This is a genomic window from Actinocorallia populi (assembly GCF_002995495.1).
GTDB lineage: Bacteria > Actinomycetota > Actinomycetes > Streptosporangiales > Streptosporangiaceae > Actinocorallia > Actinocorallia populi.
Map to the genome: position 1 here is coordinate 558,935 of NZ_PVZV01000005.1, position 15,510 is coordinate 574,444.

15 protein-coding genes are annotated in these 15,510 nt (G+C 70.8%); 10 read left to right on the forward strand and 5 right to left on the reverse strand.

Going from position 1 to position 15,510, the window contains the following annotated elements; translation table 11 throughout:
- The first annotated feature begins 7 nt into the window (after positions 1 to 7).
- The 10 genes from C2865_RS22665 (at position 8) to C2865_RS22710 (ending at position 11,170) form a co-directional block, all read left to right on the forward strand.
- A complete protein-coding gene (locus C2865_RS22665; RefSeq protein WP_106400552.1) occupies positions 8 to 1,159 on the forward strand; it encodes an acetyl-CoA C-acetyltransferase in 1,152 nt (383 codons plus the stop codon).
- 53 nt (positions 1,160 to 1,212) lie between these two features.
- Positions 1,213 to 2,565: an LLM class flavin-dependent oxidoreductase gene (locus C2865_RS22670; protein ID WP_106400699.1), complete on the forward strand. Its 1,353-nt coding sequence runs from the start codon at positions 1,213 to 1,215 to the stop codon at positions 2,563 to 2,565.
- Positions 2,562 to 3,755 carry a flavin reductase family protein gene (locus C2865_RS22675; protein WP_106400553.1) on the forward strand — a complete coding sequence of 398 codons (1,194 nt, stop codon included), beginning with the start codon at positions 2,562 to 2,564 and terminating at the stop codon, positions 3,753 to 3,755. The genes C2865_RS22670 and C2865_RS22675 overlap by 4 nt, the downstream gene beginning before the upstream one ends.
- A gap of 16 nt (positions 3,756 to 3,771) precedes the next feature.
- Positions 3,772 to 4,545 (forward strand): SDR family NAD(P)-dependent oxidoreductase, encoded by a 774-nt coding sequence (locus tag C2865_RS22680; RefSeq protein ID WP_106400554.1) that lies wholly within the window; start codon positions 3,772 to 3,774, stop codon positions 4,543 to 4,545.
- A complete protein-coding gene (locus C2865_RS22685) occupies positions 4,542 to 5,414 on the forward strand; it encodes an aldo/keto reductase (RefSeq protein WP_106400555.1) in 873 nt (290 codons plus the stop codon). Before C2865_RS22680 ends, C2865_RS22685 begins: the two co-directional genes overlap by 4 nt.
- A 12-nt stretch (positions 5,415 to 5,426) precedes the next feature.
- A complete protein-coding gene (locus C2865_RS22690) occupies positions 5,427 to 6,983 on the forward strand; it encodes an FAD-dependent oxidoreductase (RefSeq protein ID WP_106400556.1) in 1,557 nt (518 codons plus the stop codon).
- A gap of 27 nt (positions 6,984 to 7,010) precedes the next feature.
- Positions 7,011 to 9,326, forward strand: a complete 2,316-nt coding sequence (locus tag C2865_RS22695) for a sensor histidine kinase (RefSeq protein ID WP_198653508.1) — start codon at positions 7,011 to 7,013, stop codon at positions 9,324 to 9,326.
- On the forward strand, positions 9,323 to 9,739 hold the full coding sequence (locus C2865_RS22700; RefSeq protein WP_106400558.1) for a roadblock/LC7 domain-containing protein: 417 nt from the start codon (positions 9,323 to 9,325) through the stop codon (positions 9,737 to 9,739). The genes C2865_RS22695 and C2865_RS22700 overlap by 4 nt, the downstream gene beginning before the upstream one ends.
- Before the next feature lie 50 nt (positions 9,740 to 9,789).
- A complete protein-coding gene (locus C2865_RS22705; RefSeq protein WP_106400559.1) occupies positions 9,790 to 10,227 on the forward strand; it encodes a nitroreductase family deazaflavin-dependent oxidoreductase in 438 nt (145 codons plus the stop codon).
- Positions 10,228 to 10,354: 127 nt separating this feature from the next.
- Positions 10,355 to 11,170: an SDR family NAD(P)-dependent oxidoreductase gene (locus tag C2865_RS22710; protein ID WP_106400560.1), complete on the forward strand. Its 816-nt coding sequence runs from the start codon at positions 10,355 to 10,357 to the stop codon at positions 11,168 to 11,170.
- A 308-nt stretch (positions 11,171 to 11,478) separates the two neighbouring features.
- Here the strand turns inward: C2865_RS22710 and C2865_RS22715 are convergent, their stop codons facing one another.
- The 5 genes from C2865_RS22715 to C2865_RS22740 all read right to left on the reverse strand — a co-directional run bounded on the left by C2865_RS22715 (position 11,479) and on the right by C2865_RS22740 (position 15,510).
- Complete coding sequence (locus C2865_RS22715; protein ID WP_106400561.1) at positions 11,479 to 11,847, reverse strand: helix-turn-helix domain-containing protein; 369 nt, start codon at positions 11,845 to 11,847, stop codon at positions 11,479 to 11,481.
- 333 nt (positions 11,848 to 12,180) lie between these two features.
- A complete protein-coding gene (locus C2865_RS22725) occupies positions 12,181 to 12,939 on the reverse strand; it encodes an SDR family NAD(P)-dependent oxidoreductase (RefSeq protein WP_106400562.1) in 759 nt (252 codons plus the stop codon).
- 38 nt (positions 12,940 to 12,977) lie between these two features.
- Positions 12,978 to 13,385 carry a nuclear transport factor 2 family protein gene (locus C2865_RS22730; protein WP_106400563.1) on the reverse strand — a complete coding sequence of 136 codons (408 nt, stop codon included), beginning with the start codon at positions 13,383 to 13,385 and terminating at the stop codon, positions 12,978 to 12,980.
- On the reverse strand, positions 13,382 to 14,539 hold the full coding sequence (locus C2865_RS22735) for a serine hydrolase domain-containing protein (RefSeq protein ID WP_106400564.1): 1,158 nt from the start codon (positions 14,537 to 14,539) through the stop codon (positions 13,382 to 13,384). The genes C2865_RS22730 and C2865_RS22735 overlap by 4 nt, the downstream gene beginning before the upstream one ends.
- The gene (locus C2865_RS22740) at positions 14,536 to 15,510 is read right to left on the reverse strand and encodes an alpha/beta hydrolase (protein WP_106400565.1); all 975 of its coding nucleotides are present in this window, start codon (positions 15,508 to 15,510) and stop codon (positions 14,536 to 14,538) included. The genes C2865_RS22735 and C2865_RS22740 overlap by 4 nt, the downstream gene beginning before the upstream one ends.

A 15,510-nucleotide genomic window follows, 5' to 3' on the forward strand; every position in this document is an offset into this window, starting at 1 on the left:
AATCCCCATGGCCGAGGCCTACATCATCGACGCGGTCAGAACACCCGTCGGCCGCCGCGGCGGCGCCCTCGCCGCCGTCCACTCCGCCGATCTCGGCGCCCACGTGCTGTCCGCCCTGATGGACCGCAGCGGAGTCGACCCGGGCCGGGTCGACGACGTGATCTTGGGTTGCAACGACACCGTCGGTTCGCAGGCCGGGGACATCGCCCGCACCGCCTGGCTGGCCGCGGGCCTGCCCGACCACGTGCCCGGCGTGACCATCGACCGGCAGTGCGGCTCCAGCCAGCAGGCCGTGCACTTCGCCGCGCAGGGCGTCATGTCGGGCACGGCGGACCTCATCGTGGCGGGCGGCGTACAGAACATGTCCGCCATCCCTATTTCCACCTCGATGACCGTCGGCGAGCAGTTCGGCTTCACCACCCCCTTCGCCGAGTCCGAAGGATGGACCGCCCGGTACGGGGACCAGGAGGTCTCCCAGTTCCGCTCCGCCGAGATGATCGCGGAGAAGTGGGGGATCACCCGCGAGGCGATGGAGGCGTACGCGCTGCAGAGCCACCGCCGTGCCGTCGCCGCGACCGACGAGGGCCGCTTCACCAGGGAGATCGCCCCGCTCAGGGGCCTCTCCGCCGATGAGGGGCCGCGCCGCGACACCAGCCTGGAGAAGATGGCCGGACTCAGGACCCTCCAGGAGGGCGGCCGGCTCACCGCCGCCGTCGCCAGCCAGATCAGCGACGCCGCGTCGGCGCTCCTGATCGCCTCAGAACGCGCCGTTGCCGAGCTCGGCCTCACCCCCAGGGCCCGGATCCACCACATCTCGGTGCTGGCCGACGACCCGATCTGGATGCTGACCGGGCCGATCCCCGCCACCAGGCGCGCCCTGGAGCGGACCGGCATGTCGATCGAAGACATCGACCTCTTCGAGGTCAACGAGGCATTCGCGTCGGTCGTGCTCGCCTGGCTCGAGGAGACCGGCGCCGACCCGGAGCGGGTCAACGTCAACGGCGGGGCCATCGCCCTCGGCCACCCGATCGGTGCCACCGGCACCCGGTTGATGACGAGCATGCTGCACGAGCTCGAGCGGCGCGGCGGGCGCTACGCGCTCCAGACGATGTGCGAGGGCGGCGGACAGGCCAACGTGACGATCATCGAGCGGCTCTGACCGGGGTGCCCTTCCCCGAACACCACAAGCAGACGTCCATGCAGGGAGAGAACATGAGTGACAACGACCGGCAGATGCACCTCGCGGTCTTCGCCCAGGGGCTGGGTGCCGCGCAGTCGGTGTGGCGGTCTCCACGGACGGAGCCCGCCAAGGTCCACACGCTGGAGCACTGGACGAAGGTCGCCCGGGTGGCCGAGGCGGGCAAGCTCGACGCCGTCTTCATCGCCGACGCGCTCAACCTGAGCACCTCGATCGGCTCGGACGCCAGTGAGCGGCCCGACCCCATCGTCATCCTGTCCGCCCTGGCGGCGGTGACCTCGCGCATCGGCCTCGTCGGCACCAGCTCCACGACCTACGGCGCGCCCTTCACCGTGGCCCGCCAGTTCGCCACCCTCGACCACATGAGCGGCGGCCGGGCCGGCTGGAACATCGTGACCACCGCGATCAACGCCGCCGCGGGCAACTTCGGCGGCGCGGAACTGCCCGCGCACGCCGACCGCTACGAGCGGGGCGAGGAGTTCGTGGAGGTGGTCACCCGGCTGTGGGACGCCTGGCGGGACGACGCGCTCGTCCTGGACCGGGAGGCCGGCGTGTACGCCGACCTGGAGCGGATCCGGCAGGTCGACCACGAGGGCAAACACTTCACCGTCCGAGGGCCGCTGACCGTCCCGCGCTCCCCGCAGGGGTGGCCGCTGCTCGTCCAGGCCGGCTCGTCCCCGACGGGCATGAACCTGGCGGCCCGGTTCGCGGACATGGTCTTCACCACCCAGTTCGACATCGAGGACTCCCGCGCGTTCGTCTCCCAGATGCGGGAGCTGGTCTCCTCCAAGGGCCGCGATCCGCTCGCGGTCGCCGTCATGCCCGGCATCACCCCGATCATCGGCCGGACCAGGGCGGAGGCGCGCGACCTCGCCCGGGAACTCGGCGAACTGGTCCGTCCCGAGGCGACCCTGGCCTTCATGCAGCAGATGTTCGGCGGCATCGACTTCACCGTCTACGACCTCGACGCGCCCTTCCCCGACGTGCGCGGCCTCCTGCCCGCCCACGCGAGTGTCTCGCGCCCCGCGCTGTTCATGGCGATGGCCGAGGAGGAGGGGCTGACGCTGCGGCAGGTGGCGCAGCGCATCGGGCTCAGCACCGGGCACCGCTCCCTGGTCGGCACGCCCGACGAGATCGCCGACGACCTGGTCCGCTGGTTCGAGGCCGGGGCCGCGGACGGCTTCAACCTCATGCCCGCCGACCTGCCCCTGGGCCTGGAGGACTTCGTCGAGGAGGTCGTGCCGCGGCTCCAGGACCGCGGCGTCTTCCGCAAGGAGTACACCGGCGGCACCCTGCGCGAGCACCTCGGCGCCCCGGCCCCGGCACCCGTCCAGGGAGACGGCACGCTCATGGCGGACACCCGATGAGCGGCCCGCAGACGTCCTTCGACGCCAAGCGCTTCCGCGAGGTCCTCGGCCACTTCCCGACCGGCGTGGTGGTGATCACGGGCATCGGCGACGACGGCGAACCGGTGGGGATGGTGGTCGGCTCGTTCACCTCCGTCTCCCTGGACCCGCCGCTCGTCGCGTTCCTGCCGAGCAGGACCTCGAGCAGCTACGCGAAGCTGCGCACGGCCTCGTCCTTCTGCGTCAACGTGCTCGCCGCCGACCAGGAGGACCTGTGCAGGCGGTTCGCCTCCAAGACGGGCGACAAGTTCGCCGGCGTCGCCTGGCACGCCGCCCCTTCCGGCGCTCCGGTGCTTCAGGAGGCGGTCGCCTGGATCGACTGCGACTTCTCCGAGACCATCGAGGCGGGGGACCACGACATCGTCCTCGGAGCGGTCCGCGACCTCGGAGTGCTCAACTCCGTCCCGCCGCTGCTGTTCTTCCAGGGCGGTTACGGCGCGTTCTCCCCGGGAGCCCTGGTGGCCCCGTACGAGAGCGACCTCCTCGGCCAGATCAGGATCGCCGACCTGGCCCGGGAGCACATGGAGCGGCTCTCGGCCGACCTGCAGCTCGAGTGCTACGCGCAGTCCGTCGTCGCCGACGAACTCGTCATCGTCGCGGGCTCGGGAACGGCGAAGAGCACCGTCCACGGCCACATCGGCCGCAGGATGCCCTTCGCCCCGCCCTACGGCGCGCTGTTCGTCGCCGACCGCGGGGACGAGGCGGTCGACGCCTGGCTGGCCAGGCGCAACCTCCCCCTGACCGACGAGGACCGGGCGTTCTACCGGGACAAGCTCGCCAGGGTCCGGGAGCGCCGCTGGTCGCTGGCCCTGCGGGCACCCGACCACGACGAGGTGTGGGAGGAGATCGACCGGTTCTCCACCGCACCGCGCACGCCCGGGCTGGAGCGCCGGGTGGGCGCGCTCCTCGAGCGGATCAAGGGCTCCTACGAGCCCGGCGACCTCGAGCCCGGACGGCTGTACGACGTCCGGCTCCTGGGCGCCCCGGTGTACGGGCCCGATGGCTCGGTCGTGCAGGTCCTCGCCCTCTTCGGCATGCCGCCGCAGGCGGACGTGGAGCAGATCACCGCCTGGCTGAAGAGGCTGACCGGCGCGGCCGAGGCCGTCACCGAGGCGATCGGCGGACGTGCGCCGCAGGCGACGGACGACTAGCGAGGGAGAGACGACCATGCTCACAGAACACGCGATCGTCACCGGCGGCAGCAGCGGGATAGGCCTGGCGGTCGTACGGCGCCTGCTGACCCGAGGGCTCGCCGTGACCGTCCTGGACCTCCAGGCGCCCCCGGACGAGGCCGGGCAGGAGGGGCTGCTCCAGTTCTTCAAGGTGGACGCCACCGACGAGGACGCGGTGCGCGCCGCCTTCGAGAAGGCAGCGGAGAAGGCGGGCGTCCCGTCCCGCCTGGTGACCTGCCACGGAGTGCGGGGAGAGTTCAAGCCCGCCCTGGAACTGGACCTGAAGAGCTACCGGCGGGTCCTCGACATCCACCTGGTCGGGACCCTGGTGACCGCCCGCGCGCTCGCCGCCGGGCTGGCCGGGGACGGCCCCGTCCCGGCCGGCGACGGGCCGACCGAGGGACGTCCGGAGCGGGGTGCGATCGTCACCATCTCCTCGACGACCGCCTACCGGGGATGGGCCGACCAGGCCGACTACGGCGTCGCCAAGGCCGCCATCGGGCAGCTCACCCAGAACCTGGCGATCGAATGGGCGCCGCTCGGCATCAGGGTCAACTCCGTCGCGCCGGGCCACACCCTGACCCCCATGGTCCAGGAGATGGTCGACCAGGGCTACGACGTGTCGGCGACCAAGGCGCGCATCCCGATGAGCCGCCTCGCCACGCCCGACGAGATGGCCGCGGCCATCGAGCACCTGCTGCTCGACGCCTCGTACACCACGGGCGTCTGCGTGCCGGTCGACGGAGGCTGGACGGTGGTCGGCAAATGAGCGCCGCCCGCGTCAGGACCCGGCGGATCGGCGACCTGGAGGTCACCGCGATCGGCCTGGGCTCGATGACACTGACCCAGGTCCCCGGCTACGACGAGGAGCGCGGCCTCCGGACCGTGCACGCCGCCCTCGACGCGGGCGTGAACCTGCTCGACACCGCCGACGTCTACGGTCCGGCAGGCGGTGGATACGGCGTCAACGAGAGGTTCGTCGCCCGGGCGCTGAAGCTCTACCCCGGCCCCACCGACCACGTGGTGGTGGCGACCAAGGGCGGCCACCTGCGGTACGCCGAGCACGACACCTGGTGGATCGACGGCAGCCCCGAGCACCTGCGGCGGGCCTGCCAGGCGTCCCTGGACCGCCTGGGCCTGGACGCCCTCCCCCTGTACCTGCACCACCGCCCCGACCCCCGGACGCCCTTCGAGGAGAGCATGGGCGGCCTGAAGGACCTGCACGACGAGGGCCTGATCCGGCGGGTGGGCATCTCCAACGTCGACACCGGCCAGATCCGGACCGCGCACCGCGTCCTCGGCAAGGCCCTGGTCGCGGTCCAGAACGAGTACTCGCCCCGGGCGCGCGGGAGCGAACCCGAGATCGCCCTGTGCGAAGAGCTCGGGCTGGCCTTCCTCTCCTGGGGCCCGCTGGGCGGCATGCGCGAGGCCAAGGCCCTCGGCTCGACGTACTCGGCCTTCAACGAGGTGGCGAACGCCCGGGGAGTGAGCCCGCAGCGGGTGTCCCTCGCCTGGCAGCTGCACCGATCCGCGTCGATCATCCCGATCCCCGGCGCGAGCCGCCCCGAGTCGGTCCTCGACTCGCTCGCCGCGGTGGACCTGGAACTCACCCCCGAAGAACTCGAACTGCTGAATTAAGAGGAGACCCAGATGAGCGCAGTACAGGACGGCTTCGACGAGACCGCGGACGTTGTCGTCGTCGGCTCCGGCGGAGCTGCTCTGGCGGCCGCCTACACGGCTGCGTCCGGCGGGCTGAGCACCGTCGTGCTGGAGAAGACGGAGTACTTCGGCGGGACCAGCGCCTACTCGGGAGCCGGCATCTGGCTGCCCGGCAACCAGGTGCTCGAGCGCGCCGGCCTGCCGGACAGCGTGGAACTCGGCAAGGAGTACTTCAAGGCCGTCGTCGGTAACAGAACCCCGGCCTCCCTGCAAGAGGCGTTCCTGTCCACCGGACCGGAACTCGTGGAGTTCCTGGAGAACGACCCCGTCCTGCGGTTCCAGTACATGCCGTTCCCCGACTACTTCGAGGCGCCCGGCCGCATCGAGGGCGGGCGGGGCATCTACCCCGTGCCGCTCCCGTCCGCCGAGCTCGGCCCCTGGCTCGACCTGCTCCGCCCGCCCATCTCCACGGACCAGTACGGCGTCGACCAGGACCGCGAGACCCTCATCGGCGGCCAGGCGCTCATCGGCCGCCTCCTCCTGGCCCTGGACGCGACGGGCGACGCGAGCCTGCGCACCGGCACCCGCATGACCTCCCTGATCACCGAGGACGGCCGGGTGACCGGCGTCGTGGTCGAGACGGAGAACGGGACGCGGCGCATCCGCGCCGAACGCGGCGTGGTGCTCGCCGCGGGCGGTTTCGAGTGCGACGACGAACTGCGCGCCCGCCACCACGGTCTCCCCGGCGGCCGGTGGACCTCGGCCGCGCCCGGCTCCAACACCGGCGACGCCCTGGCCGCCCTGCGCGAGGCCGGCGCCGCCGTCGACCTGATGGACGAGGCGTGGTGGTGCCCGGCCACCCTCTTCCCCAACGGCCGGGCCGCCTTCACCCTCGGCCTGCGCGGCGGCATCCTCGTCAACGCCGCGGGGGAGCGGTTCGCCAACGAGTCACTGCCCTACGACCGGATGGGCCACGAGATCCTCCGCGGCCAGAGCACCGGGACCTCGCACATCCCCGCCTGGTTCGTCTTCGACGACCGCTTCGACAACATCCCGGCGATCAGCCAGCCGGTGCCGGATCCCGCGGCCTTCCGCGAGGCGGGCCTGTGGCGCACCGCGGGCACCCTGGCCGGACTCGCCGGACTGATCGACGTCCCCGCCGAAGCCCTGGAGAAGACGGTCGAGCGGTTCAACGGGTTCGCGGAGTCCGGCGTCGACGAGGACTTCCACCGGGGGGAGGACCCGTTCGACAGGTTCTTCGCTGCGGGAGAAGGACCGAACCCCTGCTTGATCCCCCTCGAACGGGGTCCGTTCCACGCCGTCCAGATCGTGCTCGGCGACCTCGGCACCAAGGGCGGCGCCCGCATCGACGAGGACGGCCAGGTCCTGAACGAGTCGGGCACTCCCATCCCCGGCCTGTACGCCGCGGGCAATTCGGCCGCGTCCGTGGCCGGTCACGTCTACCCGGGCCCCGGGACCCCCCTCGGCTCGGGCATGGTCTTCGGCTACCGTGCCGCCAGGCGGATGGTGTCACAGGAACGCGCGTGACGCGCCCTTACGTTCATGGAGTCACTCATGTCCGCCTCTCAACGAGCTCCGGTTTCGCGCAAGCGTGCCCGGCAGCGCTCGATTCGTTATCGGATCACCCTGCTGCTGATCCTGCCGCTCGCTTCTCTGCTGGTCCTGTGGGCTTTCGCAGCGAGCCTCTCCCTCGGTGAGGCACTGAAGAAGATCGAGTTCGCGCGGATGGTCGACGAGGTGGCTCTGCCCGTCGGGTCCGTCGGTGTCGCCCTGCAGCAGGAGCGGGCCGCCGCCGCGGTGGTGCTCGGTTCGAACGGACGGCGAGGGGCCCAGCAGCTGAAGACGGCCGAGGCGGTGACGGATGCGGCACTCAAGGCGTTCCGGGAGAAGGCCCTCCCCTCCGCCTGGGACATGCTCGAAGGCGAGACCAGCCGGAGCCTGCGCGAGCTCGATCAGCGGTACGACGGCATCGCGGGCCTGCGGACCGAGGTCAAGGCGGCGGGCATCCTCCCGGCGGAGGCGATCGGCCGGTACGACGAGCTCTTCGACGACACGACCAAGGCGCTCGGCGGCATCGCCGCGGCCGGTGACGCGGGTGTCTACCAGACCACGATCGCCATGATCGATCTGAACCGGGCAGGGGACCAGCTGCTGCGTGAGGACGCACTGCTGTCCCTCCTGGAGATCCGCAAGAGGCCGATGACGGCTGACGAGCACCGGCGGTTCACCAGAGCGGCCACCCTCCGCGAGGAGGCCGCCGACGCGGCGCTGACCAGCCCGAGCATCGAGGTGCGCGAGGTCTTCGAGGACGTGGTCCGCACACCCGAGTACTCCCGGTACCAGGAGCTGGAACACGGCATTGTGAGCTCCGACCGCGCCGCCACCTCCAGGACGCTCCAGGAGTGGCGGGCCACGATCCCGAAGGTGACGGACCCCTGGCAGCAGGCGCAGCTGGACGCCATCAACATCCTGACCGACCAGACCGAGGCGGCGGGGCACTCCACGTTGCGGCAGCTTCTCGTGGTCGGCGGTGCGGGGCTGCTGGTGGTGGTGGCCTCTCTTCTGCTGTCGGTCCGGTTCGCCCGGGGTCTGTCGGGCGAGCTGCGCGGGCTGCAGGGAGCGGCTCAGGAACTGGCGAACGAACGGCTGCCCGAGGTCATCGCCCGGTTGAGGCGGGAGGACGAGGTGAACGTCCCCGCCGAGACACCGCTCTTCGCGACGGGAAAGGTCCTGGAAGTGGCCAGGGTGGCCGATGCCTTCACCAAGGTGCAGCGCACCGCGATCGAGGCGGCGGTGGGCGAGGCACAGGTACGCAGAGGCATCAGCAGAGTCTTCGTCAATCTCGCGTGGCGGAGCCAGTCGCTGCTGCAACGGCAGCTGCGGATGCTCGACGCGATGGAGCGCAAGGCGTCCAGCCCGCAGGAACTCGAGGAGCTCTTCCACCTCGACCATCTCACCACCCGTATGCGCCGCCACGCCGAGGGCCTGGTCATCCTGTCCGGGTCGCGGACCATGCGGAGCTGGAACAGGCCGGTCCCCGTGGAGGACCTGCTCCGCGCGGCCCTGGAAGAGGTGGAGGACTACACCCGCGTCGAGGTGGCGGCGGCCGTTCCCGTCGCGGTGCCCGGAAGCGTGGCGGCCGACATCATCCACCTCCTGGCAGAGCTGATCGAGAACGCGACGACGTTCTCGCCGCCGCACACCGAGGTCCAGGTCCAGGCCGTGCCCGCCGGCAACGGGCTGACCGTGGAGGTGGTGGACCGCGGAGTCGGCATGGACGCAGAGGACCTGGCCCTCGTCAACCAGCGGCTGGCCGACGCGCCGGAGTTCGACCTGGCGGAGAGCAAGAGGCTCGGGTTGTTCGTGGTCGCCAGGCTCGCCGCACGCCACGGCATCAAGGTCACGCTGCTCCCCTCCGTCTACGGAGGCACCACGGCGGTCGTGCTCATCCCCGCCTCGCTGGTGGTCTCCGGGGAGGAGCCCGCTGCGCGCGAATCCGGAACCCGCTCCCCGGAGAGGGGCCCCGCCCCTGCTCCGGCGGATCCGATGCCTAGGCCCGCCTCGCGTGCAGGCGACCCCGTCCCGAAGCCGTCGCCGGGCACACCCGCGACACGACCGGGAGACGAAGACGGCGGTGTCCTTCCCCGCCGTACACGGCGGGAGCACCTGGCCCCCCAGTTGCGGTCCACGCCCATGCCGGCCCCGGGAGACGATCCGTTCGAGGCGGCTCGCGAGGGTTCCGACGAGAACCGCCCGGAAGCCAACCGCCGCCTGCTGTCGTCGCTGCAGGAGGGCTGGACCGCCGCACGCGCCGCCGACGGCGATGGACCACCCGCCTTCGGAGGCGGCCCCACCCAGGGAGAGACGTGAGACAACGGAGTTCACCCAACGACCTGAGCTGGCTTCTCGACGATCTGGTCGACCGTGTCGGCGAGATCCGGCAGGCCGTGCTCCTGTCCCGCGACGGCCTCGTGATGAGCGCCTCCAGGACGGTCGGGTACGAGGAGGCGGAGCGCCTCGCGGCGCTCTCCTCCGGCCTGCACAGCCTGGCCAACGGAGTCCGGGAGCACTTCGGAAGGAGGGAGACGAAGCAGTCCATCGTCGAGCTGGAAGACGCCCTCTTCTTCGTGTCCGCCGCCGGTTCCGGAAGCTGTCTCGCCGTGCTCAGCGATTCCGACGGGAACATCGGGCTGGTCGGCTACGAGATGGCCATGCTCACCACCCGCCTCAACAAGCAACTGTCGGCCGCCGCAAGAACCTCGTCCGAAGCCCCGAGAGGCTGAGCGGCGCCCACAGCCGAACCGAACAGAATCCGAAGAGAAAAAGAGTCACGATGCCGCTGACAGGTGAATACGAACCGAGCCCCTATGCCCCGGTCGCCGACCAGGTGGCGCTCTACGAACGTACCGGCGGTGCGGAGGGGAACACCCTGCAGGGACGGCCCGTCATCATCCTCACGACCAAGGGCGCGAAGTCAGGAAAGATCAGGAAGACCCCGCTGATGAGGGTCACCGACGGCTCCCGCTACGCCGTCGTCGCCTCCCAGGGAGGAGCGCCCACGAACCCCTTCTGGTACCACAACATCGTGGCCGACCCGCACGTATCGCTGCAGGACGGCGCGACCGCCCGTGACCACACCGCCCGTCTCGTCGAGGGCGAGGAGCGCATGAAGTGGTGGGCCCTGGCCGTGGAGGTCTGGCCCGACTACGAGGAATACCGGACGAAGACCGACCGCGAGATCCCGGTCTTCGTCCTCGAGCCGTCCGCCTGACCCTCCGCAGGCCTTCCAAAGAACACGCAGGCCCCGATCCGAAAGGACCGGGGCCCGCTCGAAGCGGTGAAGGCGGTTTTTCATTTCATCCACGAGTGAAGCCGATATTTCGGCCTGAGGAGGAGTAATGGGACGCTTGGTGGGCAAGACGGCGATCGTCACCGGGGCAGGGCGCTTCGGCAACATCGGCGTAGGAGTGTGCGAGGCCTTCCTGCGGGAGGGAGCCAGGGGTGTCGTCGCCACCGATCTGACGGTGGACGAAGGAGACGCCCTGCGACGCGAGATGGAGAAGCGCCACGGTGCCGACAGGTTCGTCCTCCTGCGGCACGACGTGACCGATCCAGAAGACTGGAAGCGCGTGGTCGCGACCACCGTCGACGCCTTCGGCGGCATCGACGTCCTGGTCAACAACGCCGGGATCTCGATCCACGGCGGCGTCGAGAGCACCAGCCTCGACGATCTGCGCAAGGTCATGGCCGTCAACCACGACGGCGTCTTCCTCGGGATGAAGTACTGTGCACCCGCGCTCGCGGAGGCTGTCGAGCGGTTCGACGGCGGTGGTTCGATCATCAACAACATGTCGATGTCGTCCTTCATGCCGTCGAACAAGAACCTCGGCTACACGGTCTCCAAAGCGGCCGGCCGGATGCTGACGCTCTGCGCGGCCACCGAGTTCGGCCCTCGCCGCATCAGGGTCAACTCCATCCACCCGGGGCTGACTCTCACGCCCCTGATCGAGGAGGCGTTCGAGGACTACGCGCGTCAAGGGTTCTGGGAGAGCCGCGAGGCCGCCGTGGACGGCGTCGCGGCGATGTCACCGCTCGGGATCAAGAGCTACCCCGAGGACACCGCACACGCCTTCGTCTACTTTGCCTCCGAGGAGGCGCGCTTCGTCACGGGAGCCGCCCTGTACCACGACGGCGGCCTCGGGAAGCGCTTCTGAGGTCCCGCCGCCTTCCGGAGCCCACTGTCGCATCGCGGCGATGTCAGGAGGACCATGCCCGGGTCCGCGTCCCGGCGCGATCCGGCACCGAGGTCGGGACGCGGATATCCGCGAGCTCCCGCCGGCTCAGGGACAAGGCGTCGACCGCACGGTCACCGACCGGGTGGACGGCGTCTTCGGCCACGGTGAGCAGGCGGCAGTCGGGCATGGAGACGGCGAAGAGACGTCCCTGCGCGTCGAAGCCGATACCGCTCTGACCCTCCGTTGCGAAGGCTCATGCCGAGTTCGCCGGACGGCTCGCCCCGAGATCACGCAGCCGACGTGTGGCTGTCAGAGGACGAGGCATCAGGGCCGGGATCCTGATGAGGAGTGAAGACGAAGGTGGAGTCGCTGTCGTCCAGCCGGATGGTGAGAGAGGCGTCCAGGGCTCCGGCGAGTCTGGTGAGCAAGGGGAGGGTCGGCACCGAATCGCCGCCCTCGATGTTGGAGATCTGCGGTTGGGTCATGCCCGCGCGGCGGGCGAGTTCGGCCTGGGAGATCCCGAGCGCGGTGCGGCGGTCGTAGACGGCCTGCCCGAGCGCCAGAGCGTGCCCGGCCTCGATGTAGGCAGGGGATTCTTCGACCGTCTCGCCGAGAAGCCTCCTGGTCCGGCGGGTCTTCCACTGGGAGTGGTTCACGGTGCCTCCTCCTTGCTCCGGTCGTAGGTGTGCGCGGCGGAACCGTGCTCGGCTGGGACGCGAGCATGTCGGCGGCCCGTTCGGCCTTGTCGTAGTGCCGGTCGGTGAGGAGCTCCAGCCACTGTCTGACCTCCGGCTCGATCTCGATCCGCCACCATGCGCTCACGTTCTGATTATACAGAAATTCATATGCCTGAGGTGGTGGGCGGGAGACCGCCCCGGCTTTCTGGGTCCCCCGTGACGTGCCAGGGGTCCGGCAGCCGGGGGCAATGGCGAAGGCCGCTCATCTTGAAAGATGAGCGGCCTGTCGGAGTTCCGGACGGTGCGCTGATGTCAGGAGGTGGTGGTGCCTCCGTTGAGGCCGAGGGTCTGGCCGGTCATCCAGGCGGATTCCTCGGAGGCGAGGTAGACGGCGAGGGCGCCGGCGTCCTCGGGGGTGCCCAGGCGCTTGACGGGGATGGGGTCGGACCACTTCTTGACGAGTTCGGGGTCCTTGACGTTGCGCAGGACCATGCCGAGGGCGACGGTGTTGGCGGTGACGCCGTACGGGGCGTTCTCCATGGCGAGGTGGCGCATGAAGCCGATCGCGCCGGCCTTGGCGGCGCCGTAGGTCGAGACGCCCATGTCCAGGCCGACGTTTCCGGCGCCGGACGCGATGGTGATGAGTCTTCCCCAGCCCTTCTCGACCATCGGGTCCAGGGCGGCCTTGCAGCAGTTCAAGACGCCGAAGAGGTTGACGTCGATGATGCCGCGCCAGTAGTCGACGGACATCTCGCGGAAGGGGGAGACCTTCATGGTCTCGTTGGGGCCGGCGGTGCCGGCGTTGTTCACCAGGATGTCGACGGTACCGATGTTCGCGGCGACCTCGGCGAAGGCCTTGGTGACGGCGTCGAGGTCGGTGACGTCGAAGGGCGCTGCGACGGCCTTGCCGCCCTTGGCGGTGATGTCGTCGGCGACCTTCTGCGCGCGGTCGGCGTGGTAGTCGTTGACGGCCACCGTAGCGCCCTGCCTGGCGAGGGCGTGGGCGATGCCTTCGCCGACGTTCTGGCCCGCGCCGGTCACCAGCGCGATCTTCCCGTTGAGGTCGAACACTTTCTCTCCTGCTCTCGTTCTCTGCTCGGGCCGCGGATTCAGGCGGTTCCGACGACGACCTCGCGGCGGCTGATCCGCCAGCCGTCCGGGGTGCGCCGCAGCGTGTCGCGGTACTCGCCGACCATGCGGCATTCGGTGGTCTCACCTCCGGCGACCAGCAGCCAGTAGCTGCGGGCTGTTGCCGCGTCCTCCCCGGTGGGGACGACCTCCAGGGTGGTGATGAGGTGGCGGGTGCCCGAGCCGGGTCCGGCCACGCCCGCGGCCCGGCTGCCGCCCAGGCGCTCTCCGATCGCGGCACGTCCGGTCGTGGCGGTGCCGCCGACGACCCATTCGGCGTCCTCGGTGAGCAGATCCAGGAGGGGGCCGAGTTCAGGCGAGCCGTCGGCGAGGAAGGCGAACCGGGCCATGAGGTTGCGGATTTCGTCGACGGGGGACAGGGCGGTCACGAGAACGCTCCTTTCCGTTCGGCGGCCAGGCGGCGGACCGCCGTGACGACGGGGGCGAAGGGGTGGTCGGCGGGGGCAGGGGGCGGGCCGGAGTGCATGCGGTTGTGGCAGATGGCGACCGCCAGGCCGGTGTCCAGTTCCGCCCAGCCGATCGAGCCGCCCGCGCCGGGGTGGTGCAGGACCTCGGGGCACTCGCCGAGAAGCGGGTAGGCGGTGGGGCCGGTGCCGGCGAGCCAGTAGCCGTAGGCGCTGACGTGGTTCACCTTGCCCAGGTACCGATCGGGCTCGTGGTCGTCGTCGCGCGGCGTGGTGAAGGACTTCACGAGCTCGGCGGGCAGCAGGCGCACGCCGTCGAGCTCCCCGTGGCAGGCGAGCATCGCGAACAGCCGGGCGTAGGAACGGGCGGTGCCGATCGAACCCGCGCCCGGGTTCACCGTGGTCCGCGCGAGCGGCTCGTTGTAGACGCGCGCCGACGGGTAGACGGCCCGGGGCATGCCCTTCAGCAGCAGCTCCGGGGCCTCGGCCGGGGCGTCGCCGCCGACCAGGGTGGCGACGCGGCCGAACTCCGACTCCGGAAGCCCGAAGTACAGGTCGTCGATCCCGAGCGGCTCGAGCACCTCCTCCCGGACGAAGGCGGCGACGTCGCGGCCCTGCACGTCGGTGCGGCGGACCAGCTCTCCGGCGATCCAGCCCCAGATCAGGGCGTGGTAGCAGTTGGCGGTGCCGGGAGGAGTCTCCGGCTCCATCTCCTCGATCCGGCGGATCATCCAGTCCCAGTCGGCCTGCAGCTCAGGGGTGATCCCCTCGGGCATCCACGGGATGCCGGCGCGGTGGCTCAGGACGTCCCGGACGGTCGTGGCCTCCTTGCCGTTCGCGCCGAACCCCGGCCAGTACGCGGTGACCGGCGCGGCGTAGTCGATCAGCCCGCGGGAGGCCTGGACGTGCAGTGCCGTGGCGGTGACCGCCTTGGTGACGGAGAAGGGGTTGAAGAGGGTCGTGGTCGTGACGGGGTCGCCGGACGGCCCGTCCAGGCCCGCTGCGGTGTCGACGATGAGCTCGCCGTCGAGATATGCGGCGACCTGCAGGCCGAGCTCGCCTCGCGCGAGGGATTCTTCGAGGGCGAGGGTGACCTCGGGGGTGGTCAGGTTCGTCATCGTGGGGTCCGGCCTTCCTGCTTCTCGCCCGTCTTCGGGAGGGCGGCGGTGAACTTGGCCCGGGTGAGGGCCCCGATCTCGGCGAGGGCGATACCGGCTCGGCGCTGGCGGGATCCCCGGGAGAGGAACCCGTGGCAGACGCCCGGGTAGCGCAGCAGCGCCGTCTGCACGCCCGCCTCGCGGAGCCGCCGCCCGTAGTCCTCGATGCCGTCGCGGATGGGGTCGGCCTCGGCCGTGACGACGACGGCATCGGGCAGGCCGGAGAGGTCCTCCGCCAGGGCGGGAACGTCGTAGGGGGTGTCGGCCGCCGGGTCGGGGCCGAGGTACTGCGCCTTCATCCAGACCACGTCCGCGCGGGTGAGGAGTGGACCTTCGGCGAACTCGACCATGGAGGGACGGTCGACGGCCCGCTCCAGTCCCGGGTAGAAGAGCAGCTGGGCGACGAGGGCGGGGCCTCCCTGGTCCCGGATGCGCAGGGCCGCGCCGGCGGCCAGCGATCCGCCCGCGCTGTCCCCGGCGACCGCGATGCGGGAGGCGTCGACGCCCAGTTCGCCGGCGTGGTCGTGGACCCAGCGGACGGCCGCGTACGCCTCGTCGCCCGCCACGGGGCGCCGGTGCTCGGGAGCCAGCCGGTACTCCACGCTCACCACGACGGCGTCGCAGGAGGCGGCCAGGTTCCGGGCGAGCCCGTCGAACGAGTCGAGAGAGCCCATGATCATGCCTCCGCCGTGGAAGTACACGATGACGGGCGCGCCGGGCCCGGGGCCCGGCCGGTAGAGCCGGAGCGGCACGGCGCCGTGCGGGCCGGGGAACGCCAGGTCCCTCACCTCGGCCATCTCGGGAGCGGGCGGCTGCGGAGCCGACTCCATCAGGTTCCGTGAACCCTCGACACCGAGCTCGCGGTACGGCCTGATCCCGGCTGCCTTCATCGCTTCGAGCGAGGCGGCGACATCGGGGTCGAACAGGACCAT